This is a genomic window from Halovulum sp. GXIMD14794 (assembly GCF_054457455.1).
Genome location: NZ_JBTLNF010000003.1, coordinates 429412 through 454400, shown reverse-complemented (window position 1 = coordinate 454400; position 24989 = coordinate 429412). Strand labels below are relative to the sequence as shown.

The window sequence follows — 24989 nt, the reverse complement described above, 5'->3', positions numbered from 1 at the left end:
CGGGGTGTCGCACGCCCCTCGGAACTGGTATCCGCCCGCCAAACCTTTATATCTGCGCCACGCCGGGCACCCGGCAGCAGCGCCGTGCCAGCGGCACAAGGAACGGACAGGCATGACCCAGACTTTTGACATCGCGAGAGCCGCAGCAGACCGCATACTGATCCTCGACGGTGCCATGGGAACCATGATCCAGGCACACAAGCCCGACGAGGCGACCTATCGCGGTGCCCGTTTCGCCGACCATCCCCGCGACGTCGGCGGCAACAACGAGCTGCTCAGCCTGACCCAGCCCGACATGATCCGCGACATCCACAAGGCGTTCATCGACGCCGGCGCGGACATCCTGTGCACCAACACCTTCGGCGCGACCGCCATCGCCCAGGCCGATTATGGCATGGAGCATCTGGCCCACGAGATGAACCTCGCCTCGGCCCGGCTGGCGCACGAGGCTGCCGAAACCGTCGACCGCCCGGTCTGGGTCGCGGGCGCCATAGGCCCGACCAACCAGACCGCCAGCATCAGCCCCGATGTCAACGATCCGGGCATGCGCCGCGTGACCTTCGACTACCTGGCCGAGGCCTACGGCATCGCCGCACGCGGTCTGATCGAAGGCGGCGTCGACCTGATCCTGATCGAGACGATCTTCGACACGCTCAACGCCAAGGCCGCGATCTACGCGGTCGAGACCCTGCGCGATGAGGGCCTGCCGGTGCCGCCACTGATGATCTCGGGAACGATCACCGACCGTTCGGGCCGCACGCTCACCGGCCAGACCCCCGAGGCGTTCTGGACGTCGGTGGCGCATGCCAAACCGATGTTCGTGGGCCTCAACTGCGCGCTTGGCGCGGCCGAGATGCGGGCCCACATCCGCACGCTCAACCAGGTCGCCGACACCCGGATCAGCGCCTATCCGAACGCCGGCCTGCCGAACGAGATGGGCGGCTATGACGAAACGCCCGAACAGACCGCCCGCCATTTGGGCGAGTGGGCGGACGCAGGCCTTGTAAACCTCGTCGGTGGCTGCTGCGGCACCACGCCAGACCATATCGCCGCCATCGCCGACGCCGTCCGCGGCAAGGCCCCGCGTACTGTACCGGCCACGGTCCAGCGGATGCGCCTCTCGGGACTTGAAATGTTCGAAGCCGGGAGCGCCGCATGACCAGCATCGCCAATTTCATCAACATCGGCGAGCGGACCAACGTCACCGGCTCGGCGAAGTTCAAGAAGCTGATCATGAACGGCGACTACGCCGCCGCGCTGGATGTCGCCCGCGACCAGGTCGAGAACGGCGCGCAGATCATCGACGTGAACATGGACGAAGGCCTGCTCGATTCCGTGCACGCGATGCGCACCTTCCTGAACCTGATTGCCGCCGAGCCGGACATCAGCCGCGTGCCGGTGATGATCGACAGCTCGAAATTCGAGGTGATCGAGGCCGGGCTGAAGTGCGTGCAGGGCCGCTGCGTGGTCAACTCGATCTCGCTGAAGGAAGGCGAAGAGCCGTTCCTCGAGCAGGCCCGCATCATCCGCCGCTATGGCGCGGCAGTCGTCGTCATGGCCTTCGACGAAGGCGGCCAGGCCGAGACCGCGCAGCACAAGTTCGACATCTGCAAGCGCAGCTACGACCTGCTGACGCAGAAGGCCGGTTTCGATCCTTGGGACATCATCTTCGATCCCAACATCTTTGCCGTCGCCACCGGCATCGAGGAACACAACGACTACGCCGTCGCCTTTTTCGAGGCGACCCGCATGATCAAGGAAGCGATGCCGCTGGTCCACGTCTCGGGCGGGCTTTCCAACGTCTCGTTCAGCTTCCGTGGCAACAACGCGGTGCGCGAGGCGATGCACTCGGCCTTCCTCTATCACGCGATCCCGATGGGCCTCGACATGGCGATCGTGAACGCGGGCCAGATCACCGTCTATGACGACATCCCCGACGAGCTGCGCGAGCATGTCGAGGACGTGCTGCTGAACCGCCGTCCGGACGCCACGGACCGGCTGCTGGCAATTGCCGACAAGTACCGCGATTCAGGCGAGGCGGCGAAGAAGGAAGACCCGAAATGGCGCGAGGCCCCGGTGGCCGAACGCCTGCGCCATGCGCTGGTTCACGGCATCACGGACTTCGTCATCGACGATACAGAGGAATGCCGTCAGTCCATGGACAAGCCGCTCGACGTGATCGAGGGCCCGCTGATGGACGGCATGAACGAGGTCGGCGACCTCTTCGGCGCGGGCAAGATGTTCCTGCCGCAGGTGGTGAAGTCCGCGCGCGTGATGAAGGCCGCCGTCGGCCATCTGATCCCCTTCATGGAAGAGGAAAAACGCCGCTCCGGTGACACCTCGGCCAAGGGCAAGATCGTCATGGCGACCGTGAAGGGCGACGTGCACGATATCGGAAAGAACATCGTCGGCGTCGTCCTGCAGTGCAACAACTATGACGTCGTCGACATGGGCGTGATGGTCCCGGCCGAGGACATCCTCGACCGCGCAATCGAGGAAAGGGCCGACGTGATCGGCCTCTCGGGCCTCATCACCCCGTCGCTCGACCGCATGGTCGATGTCGCGACAGAGATGACCCGCCGCGGCATGGACCTGCCGCTGCTGATAGGTGGCGCGACCACGTCGAAGAAACACACCGCCCTGAAGATCGCGCCCGAGTACGAGCACGGCGTGGTGCATGTTGACGATGCTTCCAAGGCCGTGGGCGTGGTCTCGCGACTTCTGTCGGCGCGGCAGAAGACGGATTTCCTGGCCGAGGTTGCCGCCGATCAGGCCAAGCTGCGCGACGCCACCATTGCCGGGGCCGACCGCAAGACCACCCCGCTTGCCGAGGCCCGCGCCAACGCCTTCGACGCGGGCTTCCAGGGCTACACGCCCCCCGCCCCGCAGACGCCGGGCATCACCGTTGTCGACGACATGACCGCCGCCGATCTGCGCGAATATATCGACTGGTCGCCCTTCTTCTGGACCTGGGAAATGCGCGGCAAGTTCCCCGAGATCCTGGACGATGCCGACAAGGGTCCCACCGCACGCGAGCTTTATACGAACGCGCTTGCCATGCTCGACAGGATCGAGGCAGAGAAATGGTTCTCGATCCGCGGTGTCGTCGGTCTGTGGCCCGCCAACCGCGACGGCGACGACATCATCGTCTGGCAGGACGAAACCCGAATGGCCGAGGCCACCCGGATCCACATGCTGCGCCAGCAGGGCTCGAAATCCCGCGACCGGGCGAACCTGTGCCTGTCGGATTTCGTCGCCCCCACCGGCACACCCGATTGGGTCGGCGGCTTCGCGGTGACGTCGGGTCCCGAGGTACACGCGCTGGCCGACCGCTGGAAGGCCGAGGGCAACGACTACGACGCCATCCTTGTCCAGTCTCTCGCCGACCGCCTGGCCGAAGCGGCCGCCGAGGCGCTGCACGCCCGCGTCCGCCGCAGCCTTTGGGGCTATGCCGCCGGCGAGGATCTGGACAACGAAGCGCTGATCGCCGAGACCTATCGCGGCATCCGCCCGGCCCCCGGCTATCCCGCCTGCCCCGACCACACCGAAAAGCGCACGCTGTTCCAGCTGTTGGACGCCGAGCGGCACACTGGCCTGACGCTGACCGAAAGCTGCGCGATGTGGCCCGCATCGGCGGTTTCGGGCCTCTACTTCGCGCATCCGGATTCGCAATATTTCGGCATCGGCCGCCTGGGCCGCGACCAGGTCGAGGACTACGCCGCCCGCAAGGGCTGGTCGCTGGAAGAGGCCGAACGCTGGCTCGCCCCGAACCTCGGCTACACGCCGGAGCGCAAGCGGGAGCAAATCCCGGCCTGACTGGTCAGAGCGCGCAGATTCGCGCGATGGCGTCGGCGTCGAACCCCTTGGCCCGGGCATACTCTGCGCACTGCGCCTCGCTCCAGACGCCGCGCTCGTCCCACTCCAGAATGCCGTAGGGCAACACGGGGAACTGGACACCGCAGGCGAGGAGCAGCGCCAGACCTCCCGCCCGCACGGCAGACCGCAGCGCGATCCGCCCGTCGTGGATCGCGGCGGCAATGCGTGGCAGCATCAGAACCGCCCCGGCCATCACCAGCGGCCAGAGGTCGACGCGATAGCGCAGGGTCAGGGTCGCAAAGGACATCACCACCAAAGCGCCGACACTGCCTGCCCCAATCATTAGCCAGCCGGCCCGCGCCGTAGCGGGCCGGGAAAACAATCCCCGCAGGATCACAAGGAACCACGGTGCCCATGCGAACACGACCCCGAAGCGCGGAGACTCGATCCCGACCCAGCCCCAGGCCATGGTCAGCCTCCGGTTCAGCGGGCCGAGATCGTAGATCCCAAGTTCCTTCGGCAGATCCAGGAAATAGAGCAGCGCATTGCCCGGAATGCGGGCGGGATTGAACGCCCCTGCGGCGTTGTCGTTATACGCAATCCGCGCATGCTCCTCGGTGTAGAGGTTCCAATAGCTGAACCCCCACTCCACGCCGGAGGAGCGCATAAGGCTGCCGAACCGCGCGTGGTTCATCCCAAGGAGCGCCGCGCCAAAGGCGAACAGTACCGCCATCACCAAGGCGACGTGTGGCAATCGGGACCATCCGCCGGCCTTCAGGTCCCATAGCGCGAACAACACGGTTCCGGCGTAAAGCCCCACCGCGACATGCTCGCGCGCGTGGACCATGATCCCTGCGGCCAGCGCCATCGGCAAGAGCCACTTTCCCGGCCGGTCACCGAAGACGACCACCCGCGCCGCGAAGGCCATCCATAGCGCTCCTGCCGCGTAAGCCGCCGCAATTGGTTCGTGGTAAAGCGAATCGTTGCTGGCAAGCGTCGGCCCCGGACTTGCAAACCAGGCTGCGAGACCGGCAAGCAGCAGCAGCGGGCGCCGCATTTCCTGCGCCTCGGGACCGAACCGGGTCAGGATGTTCACCGCGGTTACCTGCACCGCCGCCGAGCCGATGGCCGCGAACAGGAGCACCGACACTCCGGCAAGCGAGACCTCGCGCAGGTCCACGAACGGCGCCGCCAGGATCCGTGTGAGCAAAGGCGCCAAACCCTGGTTGACGTATGCGGTGCCATCCGGGGCGTAGAGCCCCTCGGAACTCACGATCCGGGCGGGCACATCGAAGCGTCCCTCGATGATCGACAGGAAGTAGTAATTGTAGATCATGTCGCCGAAGCTTGGCTCCGGCTGGTCCATGAGCGACGGCCACATCAGCATGACGTAGACAACCAGTCCCAGCGCAGCAGGCAGGAAGAGGGTCAGGGCATTGGACTGCGGGCTTGCCCGGTCTGCTGTCACGGTCACGATCGGCCTTTCCTGCGGGATTCCGTCCCGAGCCAAAGGCACCTTCAGGTGTGAATCTGTCAACTCGAAGGCGTAACACCCGCGCGTCGCTGTGCCCCGTGCCACACAGCATTTGCCCCGTTGCCAGCCCCTGATACCGGCCCTAGGCTTTTCACAGCCACATTCAGGCAAAACCCTCCGCCACCCGCTCCACGACAGGTGACTTCATGGCCCGACCCGCGACCACCCCCGCCGACACCGGTGTCTCCGAAAGCGACAACGACTGGTGGCGCGGCGCAGTGATCTACCAGGTTTACCCGCGCTCGTTTCAGGACTCGGACGGGGATGGCACCGGGGACCTTGTCGGGATCACCCGCAGGCTCGACCACATCGCGGCGCTTGGCGTGGACGCGATATGGCTGTCGCCGTTCTTTACCTCGCCGATGAAGGACATGGGGTATGACATCTCGGACTACACGGATGTCGACCCGATTTTCGGCTATCTCGCCGATTTCGACGCACTGATCGCCCGCGCGCACGTGCTGGGCCTGAAGGTGATCATCGACCAGGTGATGAACCACACCTCGGACCAGCACCCCTGGTTCATCGAGAGCCGCAAGGACCGCACCAACCCAAAGGCAGACTGGTATGTCTGGGTCGACCCGCAGCCCGATGGGACGCCCCCCAACAACTGGCTGTCGGTGTTCGGCGGACCGTCCTGGGAATGGGACGGCGTGCGGCGTCAGTTCTACCTGCACAACTTCCTGAAAGAGCAGCCGGACCTCAACTTCCACAACCCCGAGGTCGTCGATGCGATCCTCGACACCTGCCGCTTCTGGCTTGAGCGGGGCGTCGACGGGTTCCGCATCGACACGGCGAATTTCTTCTTCCACGACCGCGAATTGCGCTCCAACCCGCCGCGCGAGGATTTCGGAGGCCCGGCGGGTATCGGGGCGGACGCGCCCGAGACCAATCCCTACGGGATGCAGGAACACGTGCATTCCAAGTCCCAGCCCGAGATGATCGGTTTCTACCAGCGTATGCGCGCCCTGCTGAACGAGTACGGCGCGACGACCAGCGTGGGCGAGATCGGCGATCCAAAGGCGATCGAGCTGACGGCCGAATACACCAACGGCGGCGACAAGCTGCACATGTGCTACACGTTCGACCTGCTCAGCCCGCGGCTCGACGCCAAGTTCATCTCGCATACCGTCAACCGGTTCGAGAAGGTCGTGACCGACGGCTGGGCCTGCTGGGCGTTCTCGAACCATGACGTGCCGCGCCATGTGACCCGCTTCACCAAGCCGGGCATGGACCACGACCAGGTGGCGAAATTCGCGCTGATGGTGCTGGCTGGGATGCGCGGCACGCTCTGCCTCTACCAGGGCGAAGAGATCGCCCAGCCCGAGACCGACTATGACTACCACGAGATCCAGGATCCCTACGGCAAACGCTTCTGGCCCGCCTTCAAGGGTCGCGACGGGTGCCGGACGCCGATGCTCTGGCAGGCCGAAGACCCGAACGCAGGCTTCACCAAAGGCGCGCCCTGGCTGCCAATCCGGGAGGAACATCTACCGGGCGCCGTTGACCGGCAGGACGCGGACCCGGCTTCGGTGCTGAACCACTACCGCGCGATCCTGAAGCTGCGCGCCGAAACGCCCGCCCTGAAACTCGGTGACATGGAACGGTGCGAGGCGCTGGACGACGGCTGCCTGCTGATCGTCCGCGCGCACGCGGGCAAGCGGCTGCTCCTGGTCTACAACTACTCGGAAGACCCCGCCGCGCCCGCCCTGCCCTCCTGGGCCAAGAAGCCGAAGCAGCTGGAACTGCCCGGCTTCAAGGGGAAGCTGAACGGCAAGACGATCTCGCTGCAGCCGCTCGACATCTTCGCCGCCTGGATCGGTTAGGCGTCAGGTGATGACGTCCGGGCGCTCGCGCCCGGTGCGATCCGAGATGCCCGCAAGCGCGTCGGCGGCCGCGATCACCGGGGCCAACGCCTCCTGCGGGTCCATCTGCTGCTTCGCCGGGTCCGGCTCGTAGCGCTCCAGATAGACCCGCAGCGTCGCGCCCACGGTGCCAGTGCCGGAGAGGCGATAGACGATGCGGCTGCCATCCTCGAAATGCACCCGGATGCCCTGCGCCGTGGCGACCGAGCCGTCGACCGGGTCGGTGTAGCTGAATTCGTCCGCCTCGCGCACGGTCAGGCCATTCACCTCGACCCCGGCCAGCGACTCCAGCTGCTCGCGCAGACCGTCCATGAGGTCGCCCGCCGCCACGGCATCCAGCGCCTCGTAGTCATGGCGTGAATAGTAGTTGCGCCCATATTCGGCCCAATGCGCGGCCAGCAGGTCGGCGACGCTCTTGCCGGTCGCCGCCAGGATGTTCAGCCACAGCAGCACCGCCCACAACCCGTCTTTCTCGCGCACATGGTTCGAGCCGGTCCCGGCGCTTTCCTCGCCGCACAGCGTCGCCTTGCCGGCATCCAGCAGGTTGCCGAAGAACTTCCAGCCGGTGGGCGTGGCATAGCAGCCGATGCCCTTGGCCTCCGCCACCCGGTCCACCGCCGCCGAGGTCGGCATCGACCGCGCAACCCCGGCCAGACCGCCCGCGTAGCCCGGCGCCAGATGCGCCTGCGCCGCGAGCACCGCGAGGCTGTCAGAGGGCGTGACGTAGGCCCCCTTGCCGACGATCATGTTCCGGTCGCCGTCGCCGTCCGAGGCGGCACCGAAATCGGGGGCGTCCGGCCCCATCATCAGGTCCATCAACTCCTTAGCCCAGACCGGGTTCGGATCCGGATGGCCGCCGCCGAAATCCGGGCTCGGCTCGCCATTACGGACAGTACCGGCGGGTGCGCCCAGCTCGCCCTCCAGAATGCGCTTGGCATAAGGCCCGGTCACCGCGTGCATCGCGTCGAACGCCATGGTGAACCCGCCCGCGAACAGTTTCGAAATCGCGTCGAAATCGAACAGGTCCCGCATCAGCGCGGCATAGTCCTCGACCGGGTCGATCACCTCGACCACCATGTCGCCCAGTGTGGTCTCACCCAGCGTCGAGAGGTCGACGTCCCCCGTCTCCATGATCTTGTAGCGCTGGATCACCTGCGTCGCGGCGTGGATCCGCCCCGTCACCTCCTCGGGTGCGGGTCCGCCGTTGGGCGTGTTGAACTTCACCCCGAAATCCTCGTCCGGACCGCCGGGATTATGGCTGGCGGACATGATGATGCCGCCGTCGGTGCCACGCTTGCGGATCACGTTGCTGGCGGCGGGGGTCGACAGCAAACCGTTCTGCCCGACGATCACCTTCGCCGCGCCATTGGCGGCGGCCATGCGCAGAACCACCTGCGCCGCACGGTCGTTGAAATAGCGCCCGTCCCCGCCCAGCACGAAGGTCTTGCCGTCCGCACCACCGATCCCGTCGAAGATCGCCTGAACGAAGTTTTCAAGGAAGTGCGGCTCCATGAAGGTGCGGGTCTTCTTCCGCAACCCCGAGGTGCCGGGCTTCTGGCCCTCGATCGGGGTGGTGTCATGGGTGGCGATACGGGTCATCTCGTGGCTCCGTTTTCGGGCATTGCAATCTGGTCGTCGGCGGGCTTGAGCACCGCCACGGAATGTTCTGGCACGCGCACCGCGCCGCCATGCACCTCCGGAGGCTCGGCGCTCCAGAAGAAGGGCTGCCAGTCGGCCTCGTTGCCGCGCGGCAGCACCACATCGACGGCGGCGCCGGCGTTGAACACCATGAACAGCGCAAGGTCGCTGTCCGCATGGTCAGGCGTGCCGGCCGCCATGCGCTTCTCGACGCAGAGCGCGAACAGCTCGTCATCCTCCCAATCCGGGGCGCGCATCGCGTGCCCGTCAGGATGATACCACGTCAGGTCCGGCAAACCGTCCGCGCGCTGCTCGGCATGCAGAAAACGCCGCTGGCCCATCATCGGGCAGGCCCGGCGCAGGCGCACGGCGCGGGCGACGAACTCCACGACCTCGGGATCCGCACCCTCCCAGTCCAGCCAGCCGGTCGGGTTGTCCTGCACATAGGCGTTGTTGTTGCCGCTCTGGCTGTTGCCAAGCTCGTCCCCCGCCAGCAGCATCGGCGTGCCCTGCGCGGCCAGCAGCGTCGCGATCATGTTGCGCCGCCGCCGGTCGCGGGCAGCCTGGATCTTCGGATCGTCCGTCGGTCCCTCGACGCCCATGTTGTCCGAGATGTTGTGCGCGTGGCCGTCGCGATTGTCCTCGCCATTGGCCTCGTTGTGGCGCGCGTTGTAGCTGACCACGTCGGCCAGCGTGAACCCGTCATGAGCCGTCAGGAAATTGATCGAACTGGTCGCCGGCCGCCCCGAGTGGTCGAACGCCCCGGCAGAGCCGGCGATCACCCTGCTCAGATGCGGCACCTGCCCCGGATCGCCGCGCCAGAAGGCCCGCATCGTGTCGCGCGAGACGTCGTTCCACTCGGCGAAGGGCGGCGGGAAGGCCCCCACCTGGTAGCCGCCCGGCCCCACGTCCCAGGGCTCGGCGATCAGCTTGACCTGCCGTAGCAGCGGGTCCTGCCGCATCGCGTCCAGCAGCCCCGCGCCGGGATCGAAGCCGCGCCCCTCGCGCCCCAGCACGGTGCCAAGGTCGAAGCGGAACCCGTCGACGCCCATCTCTCCGGCCCAGAACCGCAGACTGTCCATCACCAGCCGCTGCATCGCAGGTTCGGCGCAATCGAGCGTGTTCCCCGTCCCGGTATCGTTCAGATAGGAGTGCCCGTCCGGCCCCAGCCGATAGTAGGTCGCATTGTCGAGCCCGCGGAACATCAGCGTCGGGCCTTCCCAGTCACCCTCGCAGCTGTGGTTGTAGACGACGTCGAGGATCACCTCGATCCCGGCGCCGTGCAGCGCCTTCACCGCTTCGCGGAACTCGGCAGCCGGATCGTCCGTCGCGGCATAGCGGCGCTCTGGCGCGAAGAAGGTCAGCGTCTGATACCCCCAGTAGTTCGTCAGCCCCCGGTCCGCTAGGTGCCGGTCCTCGATGAAGCCGTGGATCGGCAGGAGCTCGATCGCCGTGACGCCCAGCGCCTGCAGGTGCGCGATGACCTTGGGATCGCCCAGCGCCTTGTAGGTGCCCGGGTCCTTCACGCCGGGCATCTGCATGGTCAGCCCCTTGACGTGCGCCTCGTAGATGACCGTCTGCGACCACGGCGTGCGGGGCCGCGCCTCGTCTGCGGGCGGCTGCGGCTCGGTGACCACCGACTTCGGTACGTAAGGTCCGCTGTCGCGCGGCTCGGCCATCTGCCCGTGCGGTCCGGCGTGGCACATCAGCGCCGGATCCCACACCAGCGGGCCGCTGAGCGCGCGCGTGTAGGGATCGACCAGAAGCTTGCGCGCATTGAACCGATGGCCTTGCCCCGGCGCCCACGGCCCTTCGGCGCGATAGCCGTATAGCTGCCCCGGCTTCAGTCCGGCGACATGGCCGTGCCAGACGCCGCAGGTGTGCTCGGGCAGCGGCAGACGCGCCGTCTCCAGCCCGTCGGCATCGAACAGGCACAGCAGCATCCGCGTCGCGTTGGCCGAGTAGACGGCGAAATTGACGCCCTCGGCATCCGGGGTCGCCCCCAGAGGCTCGGGGCTGCCTGGCCCCAGCACATGTTCCGCACTCATGTCCGCCTTACCCTGACAGGCTGTCGTATAGCGCCGCGTATTCGGCAGCCGAGGTTCGCCACCCCACGGGGTGCTTCATCGCGTTGCGCTGCATCTTCGCCCACAACTCGGGCTGTGCATGCAGGTCCACCAGTCGCTCGAGCCCGGCGCCCAGCGCGGCCTCGTCGTCCGGCTCGACCAGCAGACCGGTCGCGACGCCCGCCCGCAATGCGGCCTCGTTGGCGTCGATCACCGTATCGGCCAGCCCACCGGTACGCGCGACCAGCGGTATCGTACCATATCGCAGCCCGTACATCTGCGTCAGACCACAAGGCTCAAACCGCGAGGGCACCAGCACCGCGTCCGCGCCCGCGAACATCCGGTGGCTCATCGCTTCGTCATACCCTATGTGCACGCCCACCGCTGGAGAGCGCTCCCCCAGATCCTTCCAGCCGCCCTCCAGCCCCTTCTCGCCGGTACCGAGCAGCGCGATCATGCCCCCCGCCGCCAGAAGGCGCGGTGCGGCGTGTAGCAACAGGTCCAATCCCTTCTGCCCGGTCAGCCGCGAAACGACGATGCAAAGCGGCCCAGGCCCCGGCTCGATGCCGAACTCCTCCAGCAGCGCGGCACGGTTCGCGGCCTTGCCCTTGGGCGCGCTATAAGAGGTGATCGCCGGGTCCGCCTCGGGGGACCAGACGGCGGTGTCGATTCCGTTCAGGATGCCGTGCAGATCGGCGGCGCGGGTGGCGATGACGCCCTCCAGCCCCATGCCGAACCGCGGGCTCATCAGCTCGCGCGCATAGGTCGGGCTGACGGTGGAGACGGCGGCCGCATCCACCAGCCCCGCCTTGAGCGCGCTCAGTTGCCCCCAGAACTCCAGTTCCTCGGGGGTGAAGCGGATGCGCGGCAGGTGCAGTGCCTCCAGCCGGTCCGAGGGGGCGAGGCCGTGAAAGGCGATATTGTGCACCGTCAGCAGCACGGGCACATCGATGCTCCGGCCCTTCATGTAGGTCGGCGTCAGCGCCGCCTGCCAGTCGTGGACGTGCACCACCTCGGGCCGCCAGTCGCCCAGCGCGCCGGCAGCCACTTCGGTCGCGGCCAGGCTCAGCGCGGCGAAGCGCTCGGGGTTGTCGGGCCAGTCGAATCCCTCGGGGTTCAGATACAGTGTCCCTGCCCGGTCGTAGAGATGCGGCGCATCCAGCACCAAGAGGTCGAGCCCCTCGGCCTCGGCCGCAAGCAGCCGCGCGGGGCCGCCGAACAGCTCGGCGGCCTGCCAGACCTCGCGCGCCTCGCCCATCGTAGCCATGACCTTCGGATAGCCCGGCAGCAGCGTACGCAGCGCCCAGCCCTGCGGCGCGAGCGCGGCGGGCAGCGCGCCTACCACGTCCGCAAGCCCGCCGGTCTTGACCAGCGGCACGCATTCCGAAGCGACCGAAAGCGCCTGCCGCATCAGTGCGCGGCCTCGTACTTTGCGATCATGTCGGCGGTGATCAGCGTCACGCCCTTGTCGCTGACGCGGAACCACTTGGCGTCCTCGACCGGGTCCTCGCCGACGACCAGTCCACGCGGGATCTCGACGCCCCGGTCAATGACCACGTTGCGCAACCGTGCGTGGCGATGGACGGTGACATAAGGCAGGATCACCGCCCGCTCCAGCACTGCAAAACTGTTGGTGTGGACCCCTGTGAACAGCAGCGACTCGCGCACCTCGGTCCCCGAGATGATACACCCGCCCGAGATCATCGAGCTGACGGCAAGCCCGCGCCGGTTCTTTTCGTCATGGATGAACTTCGCGGGCGGCACGCTTTCGGAATAGGTCCAGATCGGCCAGTCCTTGTCCCACAGGTCCAGCTCCGGCGTGAAATCCGTCAGGTCGATATTGGCCTGATGGAAGGCATCAACGGTACCGACATCCCGCCAGTAGGCCGGCGCATCCTCACCCGAACGCACGCAGCTCTCGTCGAACTTGTGCGCCATTGCCTTCCCGTTGGCGACCACCTGCGGGATGATGTCTCCGCCGAAATCGTGCTTGCTGTCCGGGTTGTCGCGGTCGGCCAGCAGCAGCTCGCGCAGGAAGCTCCACTTGAAAACGTAGATCCCCATCGAGGCCAGCGTCCGGTCCGGATCCCCCGGCATCCCCGGAGGATCGGCGGGCTTTTCGAGGAAGCTTTTGATCCGCAGATCATCGTCGATGTCCATGACCCCGAAGGCCGAGGCCTCCTCGCGCGGGACGGTCAGGCAGCCGACGGTGACGTCTGCGCCGGTCTCGACATGCTGCCGGACCATGATCTCGTAATCCATCTTGTAGATGTGGTCGCCAGCCAGGATCAGCACGTAATCGACGTCGTAATCGTCCACGATGTCGATATTCTGCGTCACCGCGTCGGCAGTGCCCTCGTACCACTGATGCTCACTGACGCGCTGGCTGGCCGGCAGGATGTCCAGGTACTCGTTGCGCTCGGCGCGGAAGAAGTTCCAGCCGCGCTGCATGTGCCGGATCAGGCTGTGCGCCTTGTACTGGGTTGCGATCGCCATCTTGCGGATGCCCGAGTTCAGCGCGTTCGACAGCGCGAAGTCGATGATCCGGGTCTTGCCACCGAAATAGACCGCCGGCTTGGCTCGGCGGTCGGTCAACTCCTTCAGCCGTGAGCCGCGCCCGCCCGCCAGAACGAAGGCCATCGTCCGGCTCATCAGCCGCCGTCCCGGCTCTTGTGATCTCTTGGTCATGTGGCTCCCCTCCCCGTTTGACTTCGCGTCTTTTCAAGAACCGGCAAATCTCAGGATGACGGCGGACAGTGGCGGCAGCGTGACGGTCGCCGAGGCCGGCTGCCCGTGCGCCCCGCTTTCCGTCGCCTCAACGCCACCCATGTTGCCCCTGTTCCCGCCGCCGTAGTGCTCCGCATCGGTGTTGAGCACCTCTTCCCAGCGTCCCGCTTTCGGCAGTCCGCAGACCCGGTCGCGGCGCTCGACGGGCGTGAAGTTGCAGATCACCACGCAGGGCGGATCGCCCGGGCCGCCGAACCGCGCCCATGCAAAGATGGATTCCTCCGCCGCGTTGGCCTCGATCCACTGAAAGCCCTCGGGCTCGCAGTCGCGGACGAACAGCGCCGGCGTCTCGCGGTAAAGCGTGTTCAGATCGCGCACCAGCCGCTGCATCCCGGCGTGATGCTCGTAATCCAGCACATACCAGTCCAGTTGCGTCGCATGGTTCCACTCGGTGCCCTGGGCGAACTCCTGCCCCATGAACAGCAGCTTCTTGCCCGGATGGCCCCACATGAACCCGTAATAGGCGCGCAGGTTGGCGAACCTGTCCCACTCGTTCCCCGGCATCTTGCCCAGCATCGAGCCCTTGCCGTGCACCACCTCGTCATGGCTGATCGGCAGGATGAAATTTTCGGAATAGGCGTAGTGAATGCCGAAGGTCATCTGGTGGTGATGATGCCGGCGATGGATCGGGTCCTTCTCGATGTAGGACAGGGTATCGTTCATCCACCCCATGTTCCACTTGTATCCGAAGCCGAGCCCGCCCATGTCCACCGGCCGCGAGACCGCCGGGAACGAGGTGCTTTCCTCGGCCGCCGTGAGGATCCCCGGCACCTCGCCATAGACCTGCGTGTTCATCCGCTGCAGCAGCGAGATCGCCTCCAGGTTCTCGCGCCCGCCGTGGACATTTGGCACCCACTCGCCTTCGGCACGGCTGTAGTCGCGATAGAGCATCGAGGCCACCGCATCCACCCGCAGCCCGTCGACATGGTATTCCTCAAGCCAGTAGAGGGCGTTCGAAATCAGGTAGTTGGCGACCTCCGTTCGACCGAAGTTGTAGATCAACGTGTTCCAGTCCTGGTGGAACCCCTCGCGCGGATCGGAATGCTCGTAGAGCGGCGTACCGTCGAAGCGTCCCAGCCCGTGGGCGTCGGTCGGGAAATGCCCCGGCACCCAGTCGATGATGACGCCGACGCCCTTCTTATGCGCTGCGTCGATCAGGTCGCGAAACTCCTGCGCCGGGCCGAAGCGGATCGTCGGCGCGTACATCCCCACCGGCTGATAGCCCCAGGACCCGTCGAACGGATGCTCGGACACCGGCAGCAATTCGATATGGGTGAAGCCCATGTCGACGACGTAATCGACCAGTTCGGTCGCCAGTTCACGATAGCTGAGCGAGCGGTTCCCCTCCTCCGGCAACCGCCGCCACGAGCCGAGGTGCACCTCGTAGATCGACACCGGCGCATCCACGCGCTGCGCCGCCTCGCGCCCGGCCATCCAGTCGCCGTCGCGCCAGCCATAGCCTGAAAGATCGCGCACCACGGACCCAGTCTCGGGCGCGTGCTGCGCACCGAAGCCAACGGGGTCCGCCTTGAGCGGCAACAGGCGCCCGCCCTGGGCGATGATCTCGTACTTGTAGACCGCGCCCTCGCCGATACCGGGCAGGAAGATCTCCCACACGCCGGTGGTCCCCCGCGACCGCATCGGATGCCGCCGCCCGTTCCAGCCGTTGAAATCCCCGACGACCGAGACCCGCTCGGCATTCGGCGCCCAGACCGCGAAATGCGTGCCGTGCACACCTTCATGGGTCATCACATGCGCGCCCAGCGCGTGCCACATGCGCTGGTGCGTGCCCTCGCCCAGCAGGTATTCGTCCATTTCGCCCAGCACCGGGCCGAAGCGGTAGGCATCCTCCATCTGCCACTCGGCACCCTGGCCCCGGCAGTGCAGCAGGTAGTTCCCCGGTCCGATCTTGCCCGCAAAGACGCCCCGCGCGCCCGGCACGTGCGACAGCGCATTGACCGAGCCATCTTCCATCGCGGCGGTGATCTGCTCGGCAGCGGGATCGAAGACCCGCAGCACGCGGCGGCCACCGAATTCATGGGGGCCAAGTACGCCGAACGGATCCGGGTGCCGGCCCTCGGCCAGCAGCTGGGCGTCCGCTTCGTCGATCAGGTGAGACGGGGTAGCTTCGGGTTCGCGCATATGTCTCTACCTGCTCCAGTCCAGTCGATCGGCAAGGGAGGTCAGGTCGCGGGCGCCGCCCCCCAGATGTCCCCAGCATAGCCGCGAATCGTGCGATCGGACGAGAACCATCCGGTGCGCGCGGTGTTCAGGGCCGCCATGCGCACCCATTTGTCCGCGTCCCGGTAGACCGCATCCACCTCGCGACTCTTCTTCCAGTATGACGCAAAATCCGAGCAGACGAGAAAATAATCGTGATGCCGCAGAAGGTTGGCCAGATGCCGGTGCCGGTCCGGCTCGCGCGGCGAGAAGCTGCCCCGCTCGATATGTTCGATCGCGCGGTCCAACTCGGGCGACTCCGCGATGGCCTGCATCGCGTGATCCTGAACGTTGCGTCGGGCGACGACCTCTTCGGCGGTCATGCCGAAAAGGAAGAAATTCTCGGCCCCGACGTGCTCGCGAATCTCGACGTTCGCGCCGTCCAGCGTGCCGATGGTCAACGCGCCGTTGAGCGCGAATTTCATGTTGCCGGTGCCCGAGGCCTCCTTGCCCGCGGTCGAGATCTGCTGACTCAGGTCCGCCGCCGGGATCAGCCGCTCGGCCATCGAGACGTTGTAGTTCGGCGGGAAGGCCACGGTCAGCCGACCGTTCACCGTCTCGTCCGAGTTTACGATCCGCGCCACGTCGTTGATAAGATATACGATTTCCTTGGCAGTGTAATAACCCGGCGCGGCCTTGCCACCGAAGATCTTGACCCGCGGCGTCCATTCGCGGTCCGGGAACCGCCGGATCTCGTCCCAGAGCGCGATCACCTCGAGCACGTTCATCAGCTGGCGTTTGTACTCGTGGATCCGCTTCACCTGCACATCGAACATCGCGTCCGGGTCCAGCCAGACGCCGCGCAGCGCCCGCACCCGGTTCGACAGTGCAACCTTGTTGTCGCGCTTGGCCTTGGCGAAGGCCTCGCGGAAACCGGCATCCTCGACATGCGGCTCAAGGTCCTGAAGCCGCTCCAGATCGTCCTCCCAGCCGGTGCCGATCGTATCGGTGATCAATCTGCTCAGGGCCGGGTTGCAGGTCCGCAGCCAGCGTCGCGGCGTGATGCCGTTGGTCTGGTTCACGATCCGCTCCGGATGCAGCGCGTGCAATTCCTTGAACACGGTCTTCTTCATCAGGTCCGTGTGCAGCGCCGAGACGCCGTTGACCTTGTGCGCCATGACGAAGGACAACTCGCCCATCTTCACCTGCCCGTGGTCGATGGTCGACTGGGTCCGCTTCGGGAACTTCCGCGCGTGCCAGTCGTCGATCTGCTCGATCAGCCGCATGTGACGCGGCAGCAGGTGCCACATCAGCCCCTCGTCCCAGCGCTCCAGCGCTTCGGGCAGCAAGGTGTGGTTGGTATAGGACAGCGTCGCCTGGGCGATTTCGACCGCCTCGTCGAAATCGACGGCATGCTCGTCGTGCAGGATCCGGACCAGCTCGGGCCCGGCGATCGCGGGGTGCGTGTCGTTCAACTGGATCGCGACATGCTGCGGCAGGGCGCGGATGTCGGTGTATTCGCTGTGATAGCGGCGCATAATGTCGGCAAGCGACGCGGCGGTGAAGAAGTATTCCTGCTTCAGGCGCAGTTCCTTGCCCTGCGGCGTCGAGTCGTTCGGGTACAGCACCCGGCTGATCGTCCGTGCCAGCGCCTCGGGCTCCGCCGCGCTGGCAAACTGCCCCTCGTTGAAGCGCGCCAGGTCGAACTGGGTGCGCGGCTGCGCGCTCCAAAGGCGCAGGGTGTTGGCCCAGCGTCCTTGCCAGCCCAGGATCGGCGTGTCCCAAGCCTTGGCCACGACCAGATCGCCCGGATCCCAGTGCGCGCCGTCCTCGGCCTCGCGCACAGTTCCGTAATAGCCGATGCCATAGGTGACCTCGGGCCGCTCGAACTCCCACGGATGGGGCTGGCTCAGCCAGTCCTCGGCCTGTTCGACCTGCCGGCCCTCGTGGAAGGACTGCCGGAACAGCCCGTGCTCGTAGCGGATGCCGTAGCCGTAGGCCGGAATCCCGATCGTCGAGAGACTGTCGAGGAAGCAGGCCGCCAGCCGCCCCAGGCCGCCGTTGCCCAGCGCCGCATCCGGCTCGTCGTTCAGCACCTCGCGATAGGACAGGCCCAGCTCGCCGCAGGCGGCCTGCGCGGCCTCGTCGAGGCCAAGGTTCACGATCGCATCCTGCAGCAGGCGGCCGATCAGGAACTCCATCGACAGGTAGTAGACCCGCTTGTTGCGGCCCTCATAGGTCTTGCGGGTGGAGTCGAACCAGGGCGTCACGATCCGGTCACGGATCGCCAGCGACAGCGCCATGCGCCAGTCGCGCAGCTGCGCATGGGCGGGATCCTTGCCGAACGAGAACGCCAGGTGGCGCAGGATCTCGGCCTTGAGGTCGTCTTTCGTCATGTTGTCCCCCGGGGGTTCACGCAGGACAGGGCCAGAGCCTGCCTTAGCGCAGTTTGTACGCCGACGCCAAAGGAAATGCTGCACTGCCAAAAAGTTCCCGCAGCCGGTCGCACAAGGTACGTAACTCGGCGACAGGGAACCCAAGTTCTCCGGCAAGCGCGCAAACGCTATACTCCCGGAGGATCATCAAAGGGAGCGCGACCAATGAGCCAGGGCACAGACGGGTGGAGCGGCGTGACGAACGGCAAGCCCGTACTGGGAGCGGTCGCCAGACGGACGCGCACGACCTCGAAGGCGGACATCGAGGCGTTCACCCGCATGACCGGCGACCGCAATCCGGTGCACTACGACGAGGCGCTCGCCAGGAAGACGCCATTCGGAAAGCTGATCGTTCAGGGAGGCGTCACGACGGGGATTCTGAATGCCTGCGTCGCCGAGGACCTTCCTGGGCCGGGGACAGTGTTCCTCAACACCAACCTGAGCTTCCGGAAGGCTGTCGGCGTGAACGAGGAAATCACGGGGATCGTCGAGGTGGTTTCGGTCCGCGACGACAAGCCCATCTGCCAGCTGAAAGTCTCCGTCATCGACAGCGACGGAGACATCTGCGTCGAAGGCGAGGCGACCACGTACACGATGCCCCTCGAAGGGCTCTAGCGCCAGTTTCGCCTGGAACCGGCGGCGCCCCGCACGAGGGCGCCGCGGCAGGACCGGGCTCACATGCCCAGCGCTTCCTTGTAGAGATCGAGGATCGCCTCCTCCTCCGAAATCTCCTGCGGGTCCTTCTTCCGCAGGCTGATCAGCTTGCGCATGATCTTCGGGTCATAACCGCGCCCCTTGGCCTCGGCCATCACCTCCTTCTGCTGGTCGGCGATGTCCTTCTTCTCGGCTTCCAGCCGCTCGAAACGCTCTATGAACTGGCGCAGCTCGGCGGCGGTGACACGGTGAATGTCGCGCGGGCCGTCGTCTTCCAGATCTTCCAGGGGGGTCTCCATTCGTCCTCTCACCTGCTCGTGGGGCTGCCCTAGGGCACATTGTCAGGCGCGCACAGTATGGCCCTGCCCAAGCGGCTTCAAGCCCGCGTTGCCCCGCCCGAGCCACGAAGGCCCTTGCCGCCCGCCGCGCTCTGGCGTAACCGGACGCGCATGACATGGCTCGTGATCCTCGGAACCATCACCACGCTGATCGGCCTCGCCGGTCTGGCCGTCTGCATCCGCCGCGCCGCGGCAGTGAAGGGCGAGCCGGACCAGGAAAAGGTGAAACGTCAGTTGCACGGGCTGGTGGCGCTGAACCTTGCCTCGGTCGGGGTCGCGGGGCTCGGCCTCGCCTTCGTGGTGGTCGGCCTCTTCCTCTAGAACCCGCGCCCGGGGCCGAAACGCCCCCAAGCCTTCCACTTTCTCCAGATATCCCCGCCGGAGGCATCCGTCGACGGCAGCACGCGCCGCGCTGCCCGGATCAGCGCCCAGATCAGCGTAGTCCCCGCTCCCGCGTCCACTCGAGGATCCGCTCGGCGACGGGCTCGGTTAGGCCCGGGCTCATGATGTCCCCCGCGATCACATGCGCCTGCGGATCGTCGCTGCGGCCCGGCTCCACCGGCCAGACCGTGACCGGCCCGCCCCAGGCGTCGGCGACGGCGCGGGTCTGGCGGTGGTCGACCACCTCGTCGAGATCCGAGAAGACGAACAGCGCCGGCACGTCGATCTCGCCGACCTCGACCTCGCGCGCCGCCTTGACCGAGGCCGCCATCGGCAGCACGGCGACGGTCGGGTAGCGCTCCGTCCACCACTTGGCATGCTCGGCGGTGCGCGGGGCGAAGAACCGCTCTTCGCCTTCGATCATGGGCACGAACCGGCGGGCAAAGGGCCAGGTCAGCGCCGCCGAGCCGGCCGCCTTCACCTTGAAATTGGGCGAGATCATCACGATCCCGGCGACACCTTCGCGCAGCGCGGGGTCCTCCAGCGCCAGGGTGATCAAGGTCGCCCCGGTCGAGGCACCGATCAGGATCACCCGGTCGCCCAGCCTCCGGCCGATGGCGATCGCCTCCTCGACGTCGCGGCGCCAGTCGGCGACGGTCGCCTCGGCCATCGCCTCGCCATCGCGGCCATGCCCGGTGAGGCGCGTGTAGAACAGGTTCGCCCCCAGTTCCCGCGCGACGATGTCGCTGACCGGCCGGGTTTCCTCCAGCGAGGCCGAGAAGCCGTGGATGTAGACCAGCGCCAGCGCACGCTTGTCGCGCCGGGTCGGATCGGCCCAGAGCACATGCTTCTGCGCGCCGCGCACCACGCCCGGCACCGCACGTTCGGTCCGGTAGAGATAGTTGTCCACGTCGCGCCCGATGCTCTCGGGATCGAAGGGCGCACCGCGCCCGGCAGGCTCGCGCGGGCCAACAAGCCACAGCACCGCCCCCACGACCACGACAACTGCCAAGAATATCAGGATGATCCGCATGATCGTTGAACCTTATTCCGGGTAGCGAAGCCGCACAAGCGCAGGCTGTGCGACCTGCCGCCGCCGGTCAGCTTCCGCCCGGCTCCACCTCTGCGATGGCCCCGAGGATCTCCTGCAGCGGCCCCGGCTCCGAGAACCGGTGATCCGCGCCCTTGACCAGCTTCAGCGCCATGTCGTCGCAGTCGGCATGGGCCAGCAGGCGCAGCGGGACCGACATTTCGACATCCGCATCCGCCGTGCCGTGCAGCAGCCGCACCTTGCAGCGCAGCGGCAGCGGATCGCGCAGCAGCAGACGCTGCCGCCCATCCTCGATCAACTTGCGGGTGATAACATAGGGCTGGTCGTCGTATTCCGTCGGGATCTCGACCCGGCCGTCACGTTCCAGGGCGGCACGCTGATCGGCGTCGAAGTTCGCCCACATGCTGTCCTCGGTGAAATCGGGGGCCGCGGCGATGCCGACAAGCCCCGCGACCTTCTCGGGCCAGTCGCGCGCAAGCGACAGGGCGATCCAGCCGCCCATCGAGCTGCCCACAAGGATCTGCGGCCCCTCGGTCAGCGCGCCGATGATGTCGCGCGCGTCCCGGATCCAGTCGCCGATGCAGCCGTCCTCGAACGCGCCCGAGCTTGCGCCATGCCCGGTGTAGTCGAAGCGCAAGAAGTCCCTGCCCTGCGATTTCGCCCAGTCTTCGAGGAATACGGCCTTGGTCCCGGTCATGTCTGATCGGAAGCCTCCGAGAAACACGAGTCCCGGCAGTTTTTTGCTGCTCTTCGGCGAATTTACTGTACTGTAGGCCAATGAACGCCCGTCAGAGGCACCATAGAGGTCGTAATCGAGCATGTTTCTCCGTCACCAAGGCGGACCATCCGTCGCTGCCGAAAATGGCTCAGCGGCGCGCGTCCTGCAACTCCTGCCAGAAGAACTTGATCCCATCGCGGCAAATCGGGCCCTCGCGATCGCTCAGGCGCTGAAAGGCGCGGGCGGCGAGATGGTCATTGCCGGCGGACCGCCCCGGCTCGAGGTCGACACCCGCCGCGCCGGGATCGACCATCGTCCCTACACCGCGCAGCGCGGCTCCATCTTCCAGCTCGGCGCGACCCAGGCGTTGCTCGACACGGTGGACCAACGCCGGCTGCAACTCGTCCACGTGCACGGCACCGCCGGGGGCCTCGCCGCCAAGGCCTTCGCCGAGGCCGCGAACCTGCCGCTGGTGATGACCTGCGAGACGCTGCCCCCGGCCGCCGGCCTCCTGCGCCGCCGCTCGGCGCGAAAGCACATCTCGGGCCGCCCGGTGATCGTGCGCTCGGCCTTCGCCGCCGAATGCCTGCGGCGCGACTTCGCGGTGCCCGAGGCGGCGATCCGCGTGATCCCGCCCGGCATTGATCTCGAGGCGTTCGACGCCAGCCGTGTCAGCGGCCCGCGAACCCTGGCGTTGCTCCAGGCCTGGGGGCTTCAGGACGACATGCGCCCGCTCATCCTGGTGCCCGGCGCTTCCGCCGACCCCACCTGGCTCGGCACCCTGCTGGCCGCCGCCGCCGCGCCGGACGCGCCCGATGCGGTCTGGATGCTGCTCGGATCCGAGACCGACGCTACCGCGGCCCGCAGCAAGATCGCCTCGTCCGGCGCCGCGCACCGCGTCGCCTGGGCCGAGGCGCCCGAGGACTGGCAGGCCGCCTACAAGCTGGCCAGCCTCGTGGTCTCGCTGCCCGCCAACGCACCGCTGATCTGCGAACACGCGCTCTGCGCGCAGGCCATGGGCCGCCCGGTCGTCACCTCCGACGCCGGCGCCGGGGCCGAGGCGATCCAGCCCGGCAAGACCGGCTGGCTGGTCCGCGCCCGCGACCCCGGCTCGCTGGTCTACGCGGTCTCCGGCGCGCTGGAGCGTGAGGATATCATCCGCGACGCAATGTCGATGGCCGCCCGTACCTTCGTCTCGGGCCGCTTCTCGGTCGCACGCATGCAGGCCGAAACCCTGGCAGTCTACCAGGAGGCCCTGGCCGAACGCATCCTAGCCTGACCGGTCTCGCGCCCCGGCCCATCCGGGGCGCGCGCCCGTTCGCAAGGCCACCCCGCGCACCGCGCCCGGCCCGAAGTCCCCACCTTCCACTTTATCCAAATATCCCCGCCGGAGGCCCCCACCCGGCCCGGGCGCGACAGCCGGACGGTTGACACCGCGCCCCGGAACGCGCAGTGAAACCCCGCAACCGTAACCGGGCGTTTCGTAGGCGCCGAACCATGGAGGACAGCGCGATGGACGGCGCTCATATTTCCATTACCCTTCCCGACGGCGCAAGCCGCAGCTACCCCGCCGGAACCACCCCCGCGGACGTTGCCGCCGACATCTCCAAGTCGCTCGCCAAATCCGCCATCGCCGCCAGGATCGACGGAACCCTCACCGACCTTTCGCGCCCCATCGAGGCCGACGCCGAGGTCGCCATCGTCACGCCCAAGGACGACGAGGCGCTGGAGCTCATCCGCCACGACGCCGCCCACATCATGGCGCGCGCCGTGCAGGAGCTGTGGCCCGACGTGAAGGTCACCATCGGCCCGGTCATCGAGAACGGCTGGTACTACGATTTCGACCGCGAACAGCCTTTCTCGTCCGAGGACCTGGACCAGATCGAGGCGAAGATGCGCGAGATCATCGCCGCCCGCGACCCGGTCCGCACCGAGGTCTGGGACCGCGCCCGCGCCATCGCCCATTACGAAGAGCAGAACGAGCCCTTCAAGGTCGAACTGATCGGCGCGATCCCCGAGGATCAGCCGATCCGCATGTACTGGCACGGCCACTGGCAGGATCTTTGCCGCGGCCCGCACCTCGCCCATACCGGGCAGGTTCCGGCGGACGCGTTCAAGCTGATGAGCGTCGCGGGCGCTTACTGGCGCGGCGACAGCAAGAACAAGATGCTGCAGCGCATCTACGGCGTCGCCTTCCGCAACAAGCAGGACCTCAAGGCCTACCTGCACATGCTGGAAGAGGCCGCCAAGCGCGACCACCGCAAGCTGGGCCGCGAAATGCAACTCTTCCACATGCAGGAAGAGGCCCCCGGCATGGTCTTCTGGCACCCCAACGGCTGGACCGTCTACCGGGTGCTCGAGGATTATATGCGCCGCCGCCTGACCGCTGCCGGCTACAAGGAAATCAAGACCCCGCAGGTCGTCGACCGCAAGCTGTGGGAGGCCTCGGGCCACTGGGACAAGTACCGCGAGAACATGTTCATCGCGGAAGTCGAGGAAGAGCACGCGCAGGAAAAGCGCGTCAACGCCCTCAAACCGATGAATTGCCCCTGCCACGTCCAGGTCTACAACCACGGGCTCAAGTCCTACCGCGACCTGCCGCTGCGCATGGCCGAGTTCGGCGCCTGCCACCGCTATGAACCCTCGGGCTCGATGCATGGGCTGATGCGCGTGCGCGGCTTCACGCAGGACGACGCGCACATCTTCTGCACCGAGGACCAGATCGAGGCGGAATGCGCAGGCTTCATCGACCTGCTGTCCTCGATCTACGCCGATCTCGGCTTCGAGCGCTTCGACATCAAGTTCTCGACCCGACCCGAGGTCCGCGTCGGCTCGGATGAGGTCTGGGACAAGGCCGAGTCGGCGCTTGAAAAGGCGATCCTGGCCGTGCGCAACGACTACGAGCTCGACCCCGGCGAGGGCGCGTTCTACGGGCCGAAGCTGGACTTCAAACTGACGGACGCCATCGGACGCGAATGGCAGTGCGGCACCTTTCAGGCCGACTTCAACCTGCCCGAGCGGCTGGATGCGGAGTACGTGGGCGAGGATGGCGCAAAGCACCGCCCCGTCATGCTGCACCGCGCGATCCTCGGCAGCTTCGAGCGCTTCCTCGGCATCCTGATCGAGAACTACTCGGGCAAGTTCCCTCTGTGGCTGGCGCCGCGCCAGGTGGTCGTCGCCTCGATCGTGTCGGACGCGGACCCCTACGTGCACGAGGTCGTCAAGACCCTCCGCGCGGCAGGACTGCGCGCCGAGGCGGACGTGCGGAACGAGAAGATCAACTACAAGGTCCGCGAGCACTCGGTCGGCAAGGTGCCGGTGATCCTGGCAATCGGCATGAAAGAGGTCGAGGAGCGCACCGTTTCGGTCCGCCGCCTCGGCGAGAAGTCCACCGAGGTGCTCGGTCTCGACACCGTGGTTGCCCAGCTCAAGGACGAGGCGACCCCGCCCGACCTGCGCGACTGACGTAACAAGACAGAATGGGCGGGCGGCACATGCCGCCCCCCGGTCAACGCCGGGCCAAGTGCCCGGCGTAATCGTTTTTCT

At 66.8% G+C, this 24989-nt stretch carries 17 protein-coding genes; 7 read left to right on the top strand and 10 right to left on the bottom strand.

Going from position 1 to position 24989, the window contains the following annotated elements:
- The first annotated feature begins 112 nt into the window (after window positions 1-112).
- Both ACW9UR_RS04505 and metH read left to right on the top strand, forming a co-directional pair.
- On the top strand, window positions 113-1159 hold the full coding sequence (locus tag ACW9UR_RS04505) for a homocysteine S-methyltransferase family protein (protein WP_458915718.1): 1047 nt from the start codon (window positions 113-115) through the stop codon (window positions 1157-1159).
- Entirely contained in the window at window positions 1156-3816 is a 2661-nt protein-coding gene (metH, locus tag ACW9UR_RS04500; protein WP_458915716.1) for a methionine synthase, read from the top strand. Before ACW9UR_RS04505 ends, metH begins: the two co-directional genes overlap by 4 nt.
- A 4-nt stretch (window positions 3817-3820) precedes the next feature.
- Here the strand turns inward: metH and ACW9UR_RS04495 are convergent, their stop codons facing one another.
- Window positions 3821-5290, bottom strand: coding sequence for a hypothetical protein (locus ACW9UR_RS04495; protein WP_458915715.1), 1470 nt, complete (start codon window positions 5288-5290; stop codon window positions 3821-3823).
- 206 nt (window positions 5291-5496) lie between these two features.
- On the opposite strand from ACW9UR_RS04495, the gene ACW9UR_RS04490 reads away from it, so the two are divergent.
- Entirely contained in the window at window positions 5497-7176 is a 1680-nt protein-coding gene (locus ACW9UR_RS04490) for an alpha-amylase family glycosyl hydrolase (RefSeq protein WP_458915714.1), read from the top strand.
- A 3-nt stretch (window positions 7177-7179) separates the two neighbouring features.
- On the opposite strand, the gene ACW9UR_RS04485 is transcribed toward ACW9UR_RS04490, so the two are convergent.
- From ACW9UR_RS04485 to ACW9UR_RS04460, 6 genes are read right to left on the bottom strand one after another with little or no spacing between them, the layout of a single operon-like run.
- Window positions 7180-8814 carry an alpha-D-glucose phosphate-specific phosphoglucomutase gene (locus tag ACW9UR_RS04485; RefSeq protein WP_458915713.1) on the bottom strand — a complete coding sequence of 545 codons (1635 nt, stop codon included), beginning with the start codon at window positions 8812-8814 and terminating at the stop codon, window positions 7180-7182.
- Window positions 8811-10901, bottom strand: a complete 2091-nt coding sequence (glgX, locus tag ACW9UR_RS04480) for a glycogen debranching protein GlgX (RefSeq protein ID WP_458915712.1) — start codon at window positions 10899-10901, stop codon at window positions 8811-8813. The genes ACW9UR_RS04485 and glgX overlap by 4 nt, the downstream gene beginning before the upstream one ends.
- 7 nt (window positions 10902-10908) lie before the next feature.
- Window positions 10909-12330: a glycogen synthase GlgA gene (gene glgA / locus ACW9UR_RS04475; RefSeq protein ID WP_458915711.1), complete on the bottom strand. Its 1422-nt coding sequence runs from the start codon at window positions 12328-12330 to the stop codon at window positions 10909-10911.
- Complete coding sequence (glgC, locus tag ACW9UR_RS04470) at window positions 12330-13607, bottom strand: glucose-1-phosphate adenylyltransferase (RefSeq protein WP_458915710.1); 1278 nt, start codon at window positions 13605-13607, stop codon at window positions 12330-12332. The genes glgA and glgC overlap by 1 nt, the downstream gene beginning before the upstream one ends.
- A gap of 33 nt (window positions 13608-13640) precedes the next feature.
- Complete coding sequence (glgB, locus tag ACW9UR_RS04465; RefSeq protein WP_458915709.1) at window positions 13641-15848, bottom strand: 1,4-alpha-glucan branching protein GlgB; 2208 nt, start codon at window positions 15846-15848, stop codon at window positions 13641-13643.
- A gap of 41 nt (window positions 15849-15889) precedes the next feature.
- Window positions 15890-18262, bottom strand: a complete 2373-nt coding sequence (locus ACW9UR_RS04460) for a glycogen/starch/alpha-glucan phosphorylase (RefSeq protein WP_458915708.1) — start codon at window positions 18260-18262, stop codon at window positions 15890-15892.
- A gap of 204 nt (window positions 18263-18466) precedes the next feature.
- Between ACW9UR_RS04460 and ACW9UR_RS04455 the strand changes: the two genes are divergently transcribed.
- Window positions 18467-18916 carry a MaoC family dehydratase gene (locus ACW9UR_RS04455; RefSeq protein WP_458915707.1) on the top strand — a complete coding sequence of 150 codons (450 nt, stop codon included), beginning with the start codon at window positions 18467-18469 and terminating at the stop codon, window positions 18914-18916.
- Window positions 18917-18975: 59 nt separating this feature from the next.
- Here ACW9UR_RS04455 and ACW9UR_RS04450 read toward each other — a convergent pair whose 3' ends face one another.
- Window positions 18976-19254 carry a DUF2312 domain-containing protein gene (locus tag ACW9UR_RS04450; protein WP_458915706.1) on the bottom strand — a complete coding sequence of 93 codons (279 nt, stop codon included), beginning with the start codon at window positions 19252-19254 and terminating at the stop codon, window positions 18976-18978.
- Window positions 19255-19311: 57 nt separating this feature from the next.
- On the opposite strand from ACW9UR_RS04450, the gene ACW9UR_RS04445 reads away from it, so the two are divergent.
- Window positions 19312-19614, top strand: coding sequence for a hypothetical protein (locus ACW9UR_RS04445; protein WP_458915705.1), 303 nt, complete (start codon window positions 19312-19314; stop codon window positions 19612-19614).
- Between the two features lie 112 nt (window positions 19615-19726).
- Here ACW9UR_RS04445 and ACW9UR_RS04440 read toward each other — a convergent pair whose 3' ends face one another.
- Both ACW9UR_RS04440 and ACW9UR_RS04435 read right to left on the bottom strand, forming a co-directional pair.
- Complete coding sequence (locus ACW9UR_RS04440) at window positions 19727-20707, bottom strand: alpha/beta hydrolase (protein WP_458915704.1); 981 nt, start codon at window positions 20705-20707, stop codon at window positions 19727-19729.
- A 67-nt stretch (window positions 20708-20774) separates the two neighbouring features.
- Window positions 20775-21545 (bottom strand): alpha/beta fold hydrolase, encoded by a 771-nt coding sequence (locus ACW9UR_RS04435; protein ID WP_458915703.1) that lies wholly within the window; start codon window positions 21543-21545, stop codon window positions 20775-20777.
- Between ACW9UR_RS04435 and ACW9UR_RS04430 the strand changes: the two genes are divergently transcribed.
- Together ACW9UR_RS04430 and thrS are read left to right on the top strand one after the other, a co-directional pair.
- Window positions 21544-22722 (top strand): glycosyltransferase, encoded by a 1179-nt coding sequence (locus tag ACW9UR_RS04430; RefSeq protein WP_458915702.1) that lies wholly within the window; start codon window positions 21544-21546, stop codon window positions 22720-22722. The genes ACW9UR_RS04435 and ACW9UR_RS04430 overlap by 2 nt on opposite strands.
- A 233-nt stretch (window positions 22723-22955) precedes the next feature.
- Window positions 22956-24908: a threonine--tRNA ligase gene (gene thrS, locus ACW9UR_RS04425; RefSeq protein ID WP_458916165.1), complete on the top strand. Its 1953-nt coding sequence runs from the start codon at window positions 22956-22958 to the stop codon at window positions 24906-24908.
- Window positions 24909-24989: the final 81 nt, after the last annotated feature.

Coding starts and splice junctions, on each gene's coding strand:
- glgC (WP_458915710.1), bottom strand. CDS start 13,607: ATGACCAAGAGATCACAAGAGCCGGGACGGCGGCTGATGAGCCGGACG.
- ACW9UR_RS04490 (WP_458915714.1), top strand. CDS start 5,497: ATGGCCCGACCCGCGACCACCCCCGCCGACACCGGTGTCTCCGAAAGC.
- ACW9UR_RS04505 (WP_458915718.1), top strand. CDS start 113: ATGACCCAGACTTTTGACATCGCGAGAGCCGCAGCAGACCGCATACTG.
- glgB (WP_458915709.1), bottom strand. CDS start 15,848: ATGCGCGAACCCGAAGCTACCCCGTCTCACCTGATCGACGAAGCGGAC.
- ACW9UR_RS04485 (WP_458915713.1), bottom strand. CDS start 8,814: ATGACCCGTATCGCCACCCATGACACCACCCCGATCGAGGGCCAGAAG.
- ACW9UR_RS04450 (WP_458915706.1), bottom strand. CDS start 19,254: ATGGAGACCCCCCTGGAAGATCTGGAAGACGACGGCCCGCGCGACATT.
- glgX (WP_458915712.1), bottom strand. CDS start 10,901: ATGAGTGCGGAACATGTGCTGGGGCCAGGCAGCCCCGAGCCTCTGGGG.
- ACW9UR_RS04435 (WP_458915703.1), bottom strand. CDS start 21,545: ATGCTCGATTACGACCTCTATGGTGCCTCTGACGGGCGTTCATTGGCC.
- ACW9UR_RS04440 (WP_458915704.1), bottom strand. CDS start 20,707: ATGCGGATCATCCTGATATTCTTGGCAGTTGTCGTGGTCGTGGGGGCG.
- thrS (WP_458916165.1), top strand. CDS start 22,956: ATGGACGGCGCTCATATTTCCATTACCCTTCCCGACGGCGCAAGCCGC.
- metH (WP_458915716.1), top strand. CDS start 1,156: ATGACCAGCATCGCCAATTTCATCAACATCGGCGAGCGGACCAACGTC.
- ACW9UR_RS04430 (WP_458915702.1), top strand. CDS start 21,544: ATGTTTCTCCGTCACCAAGGCGGACCATCCGTCGCTGCCGAAAATGGC.
- ACW9UR_RS04445 (WP_458915705.1), top strand. CDS start 19,312: ATGGCCCTGCCCAAGCGGCTTCAAGCCCGCGTTGCCCCGCCCGAGCCA.
- glgA (WP_458915711.1), bottom strand. CDS start 12,330: ATGCGGCAGGCGCTTTCGGTCGCTTCGGAATGCGTGCCGCTGGTCAAG.
- ACW9UR_RS04460 (WP_458915708.1), bottom strand. CDS start 18,262: ATGACGAAAGACGACCTCAAGGCCGAGATCCTGCGCCACCTGGCGTTC.
- ACW9UR_RS04455 (WP_458915707.1), top strand. CDS start 18,467: ATGAGCCAGGGCACAGACGGGTGGAGCGGCGTGACGAACGGCAAGCCC.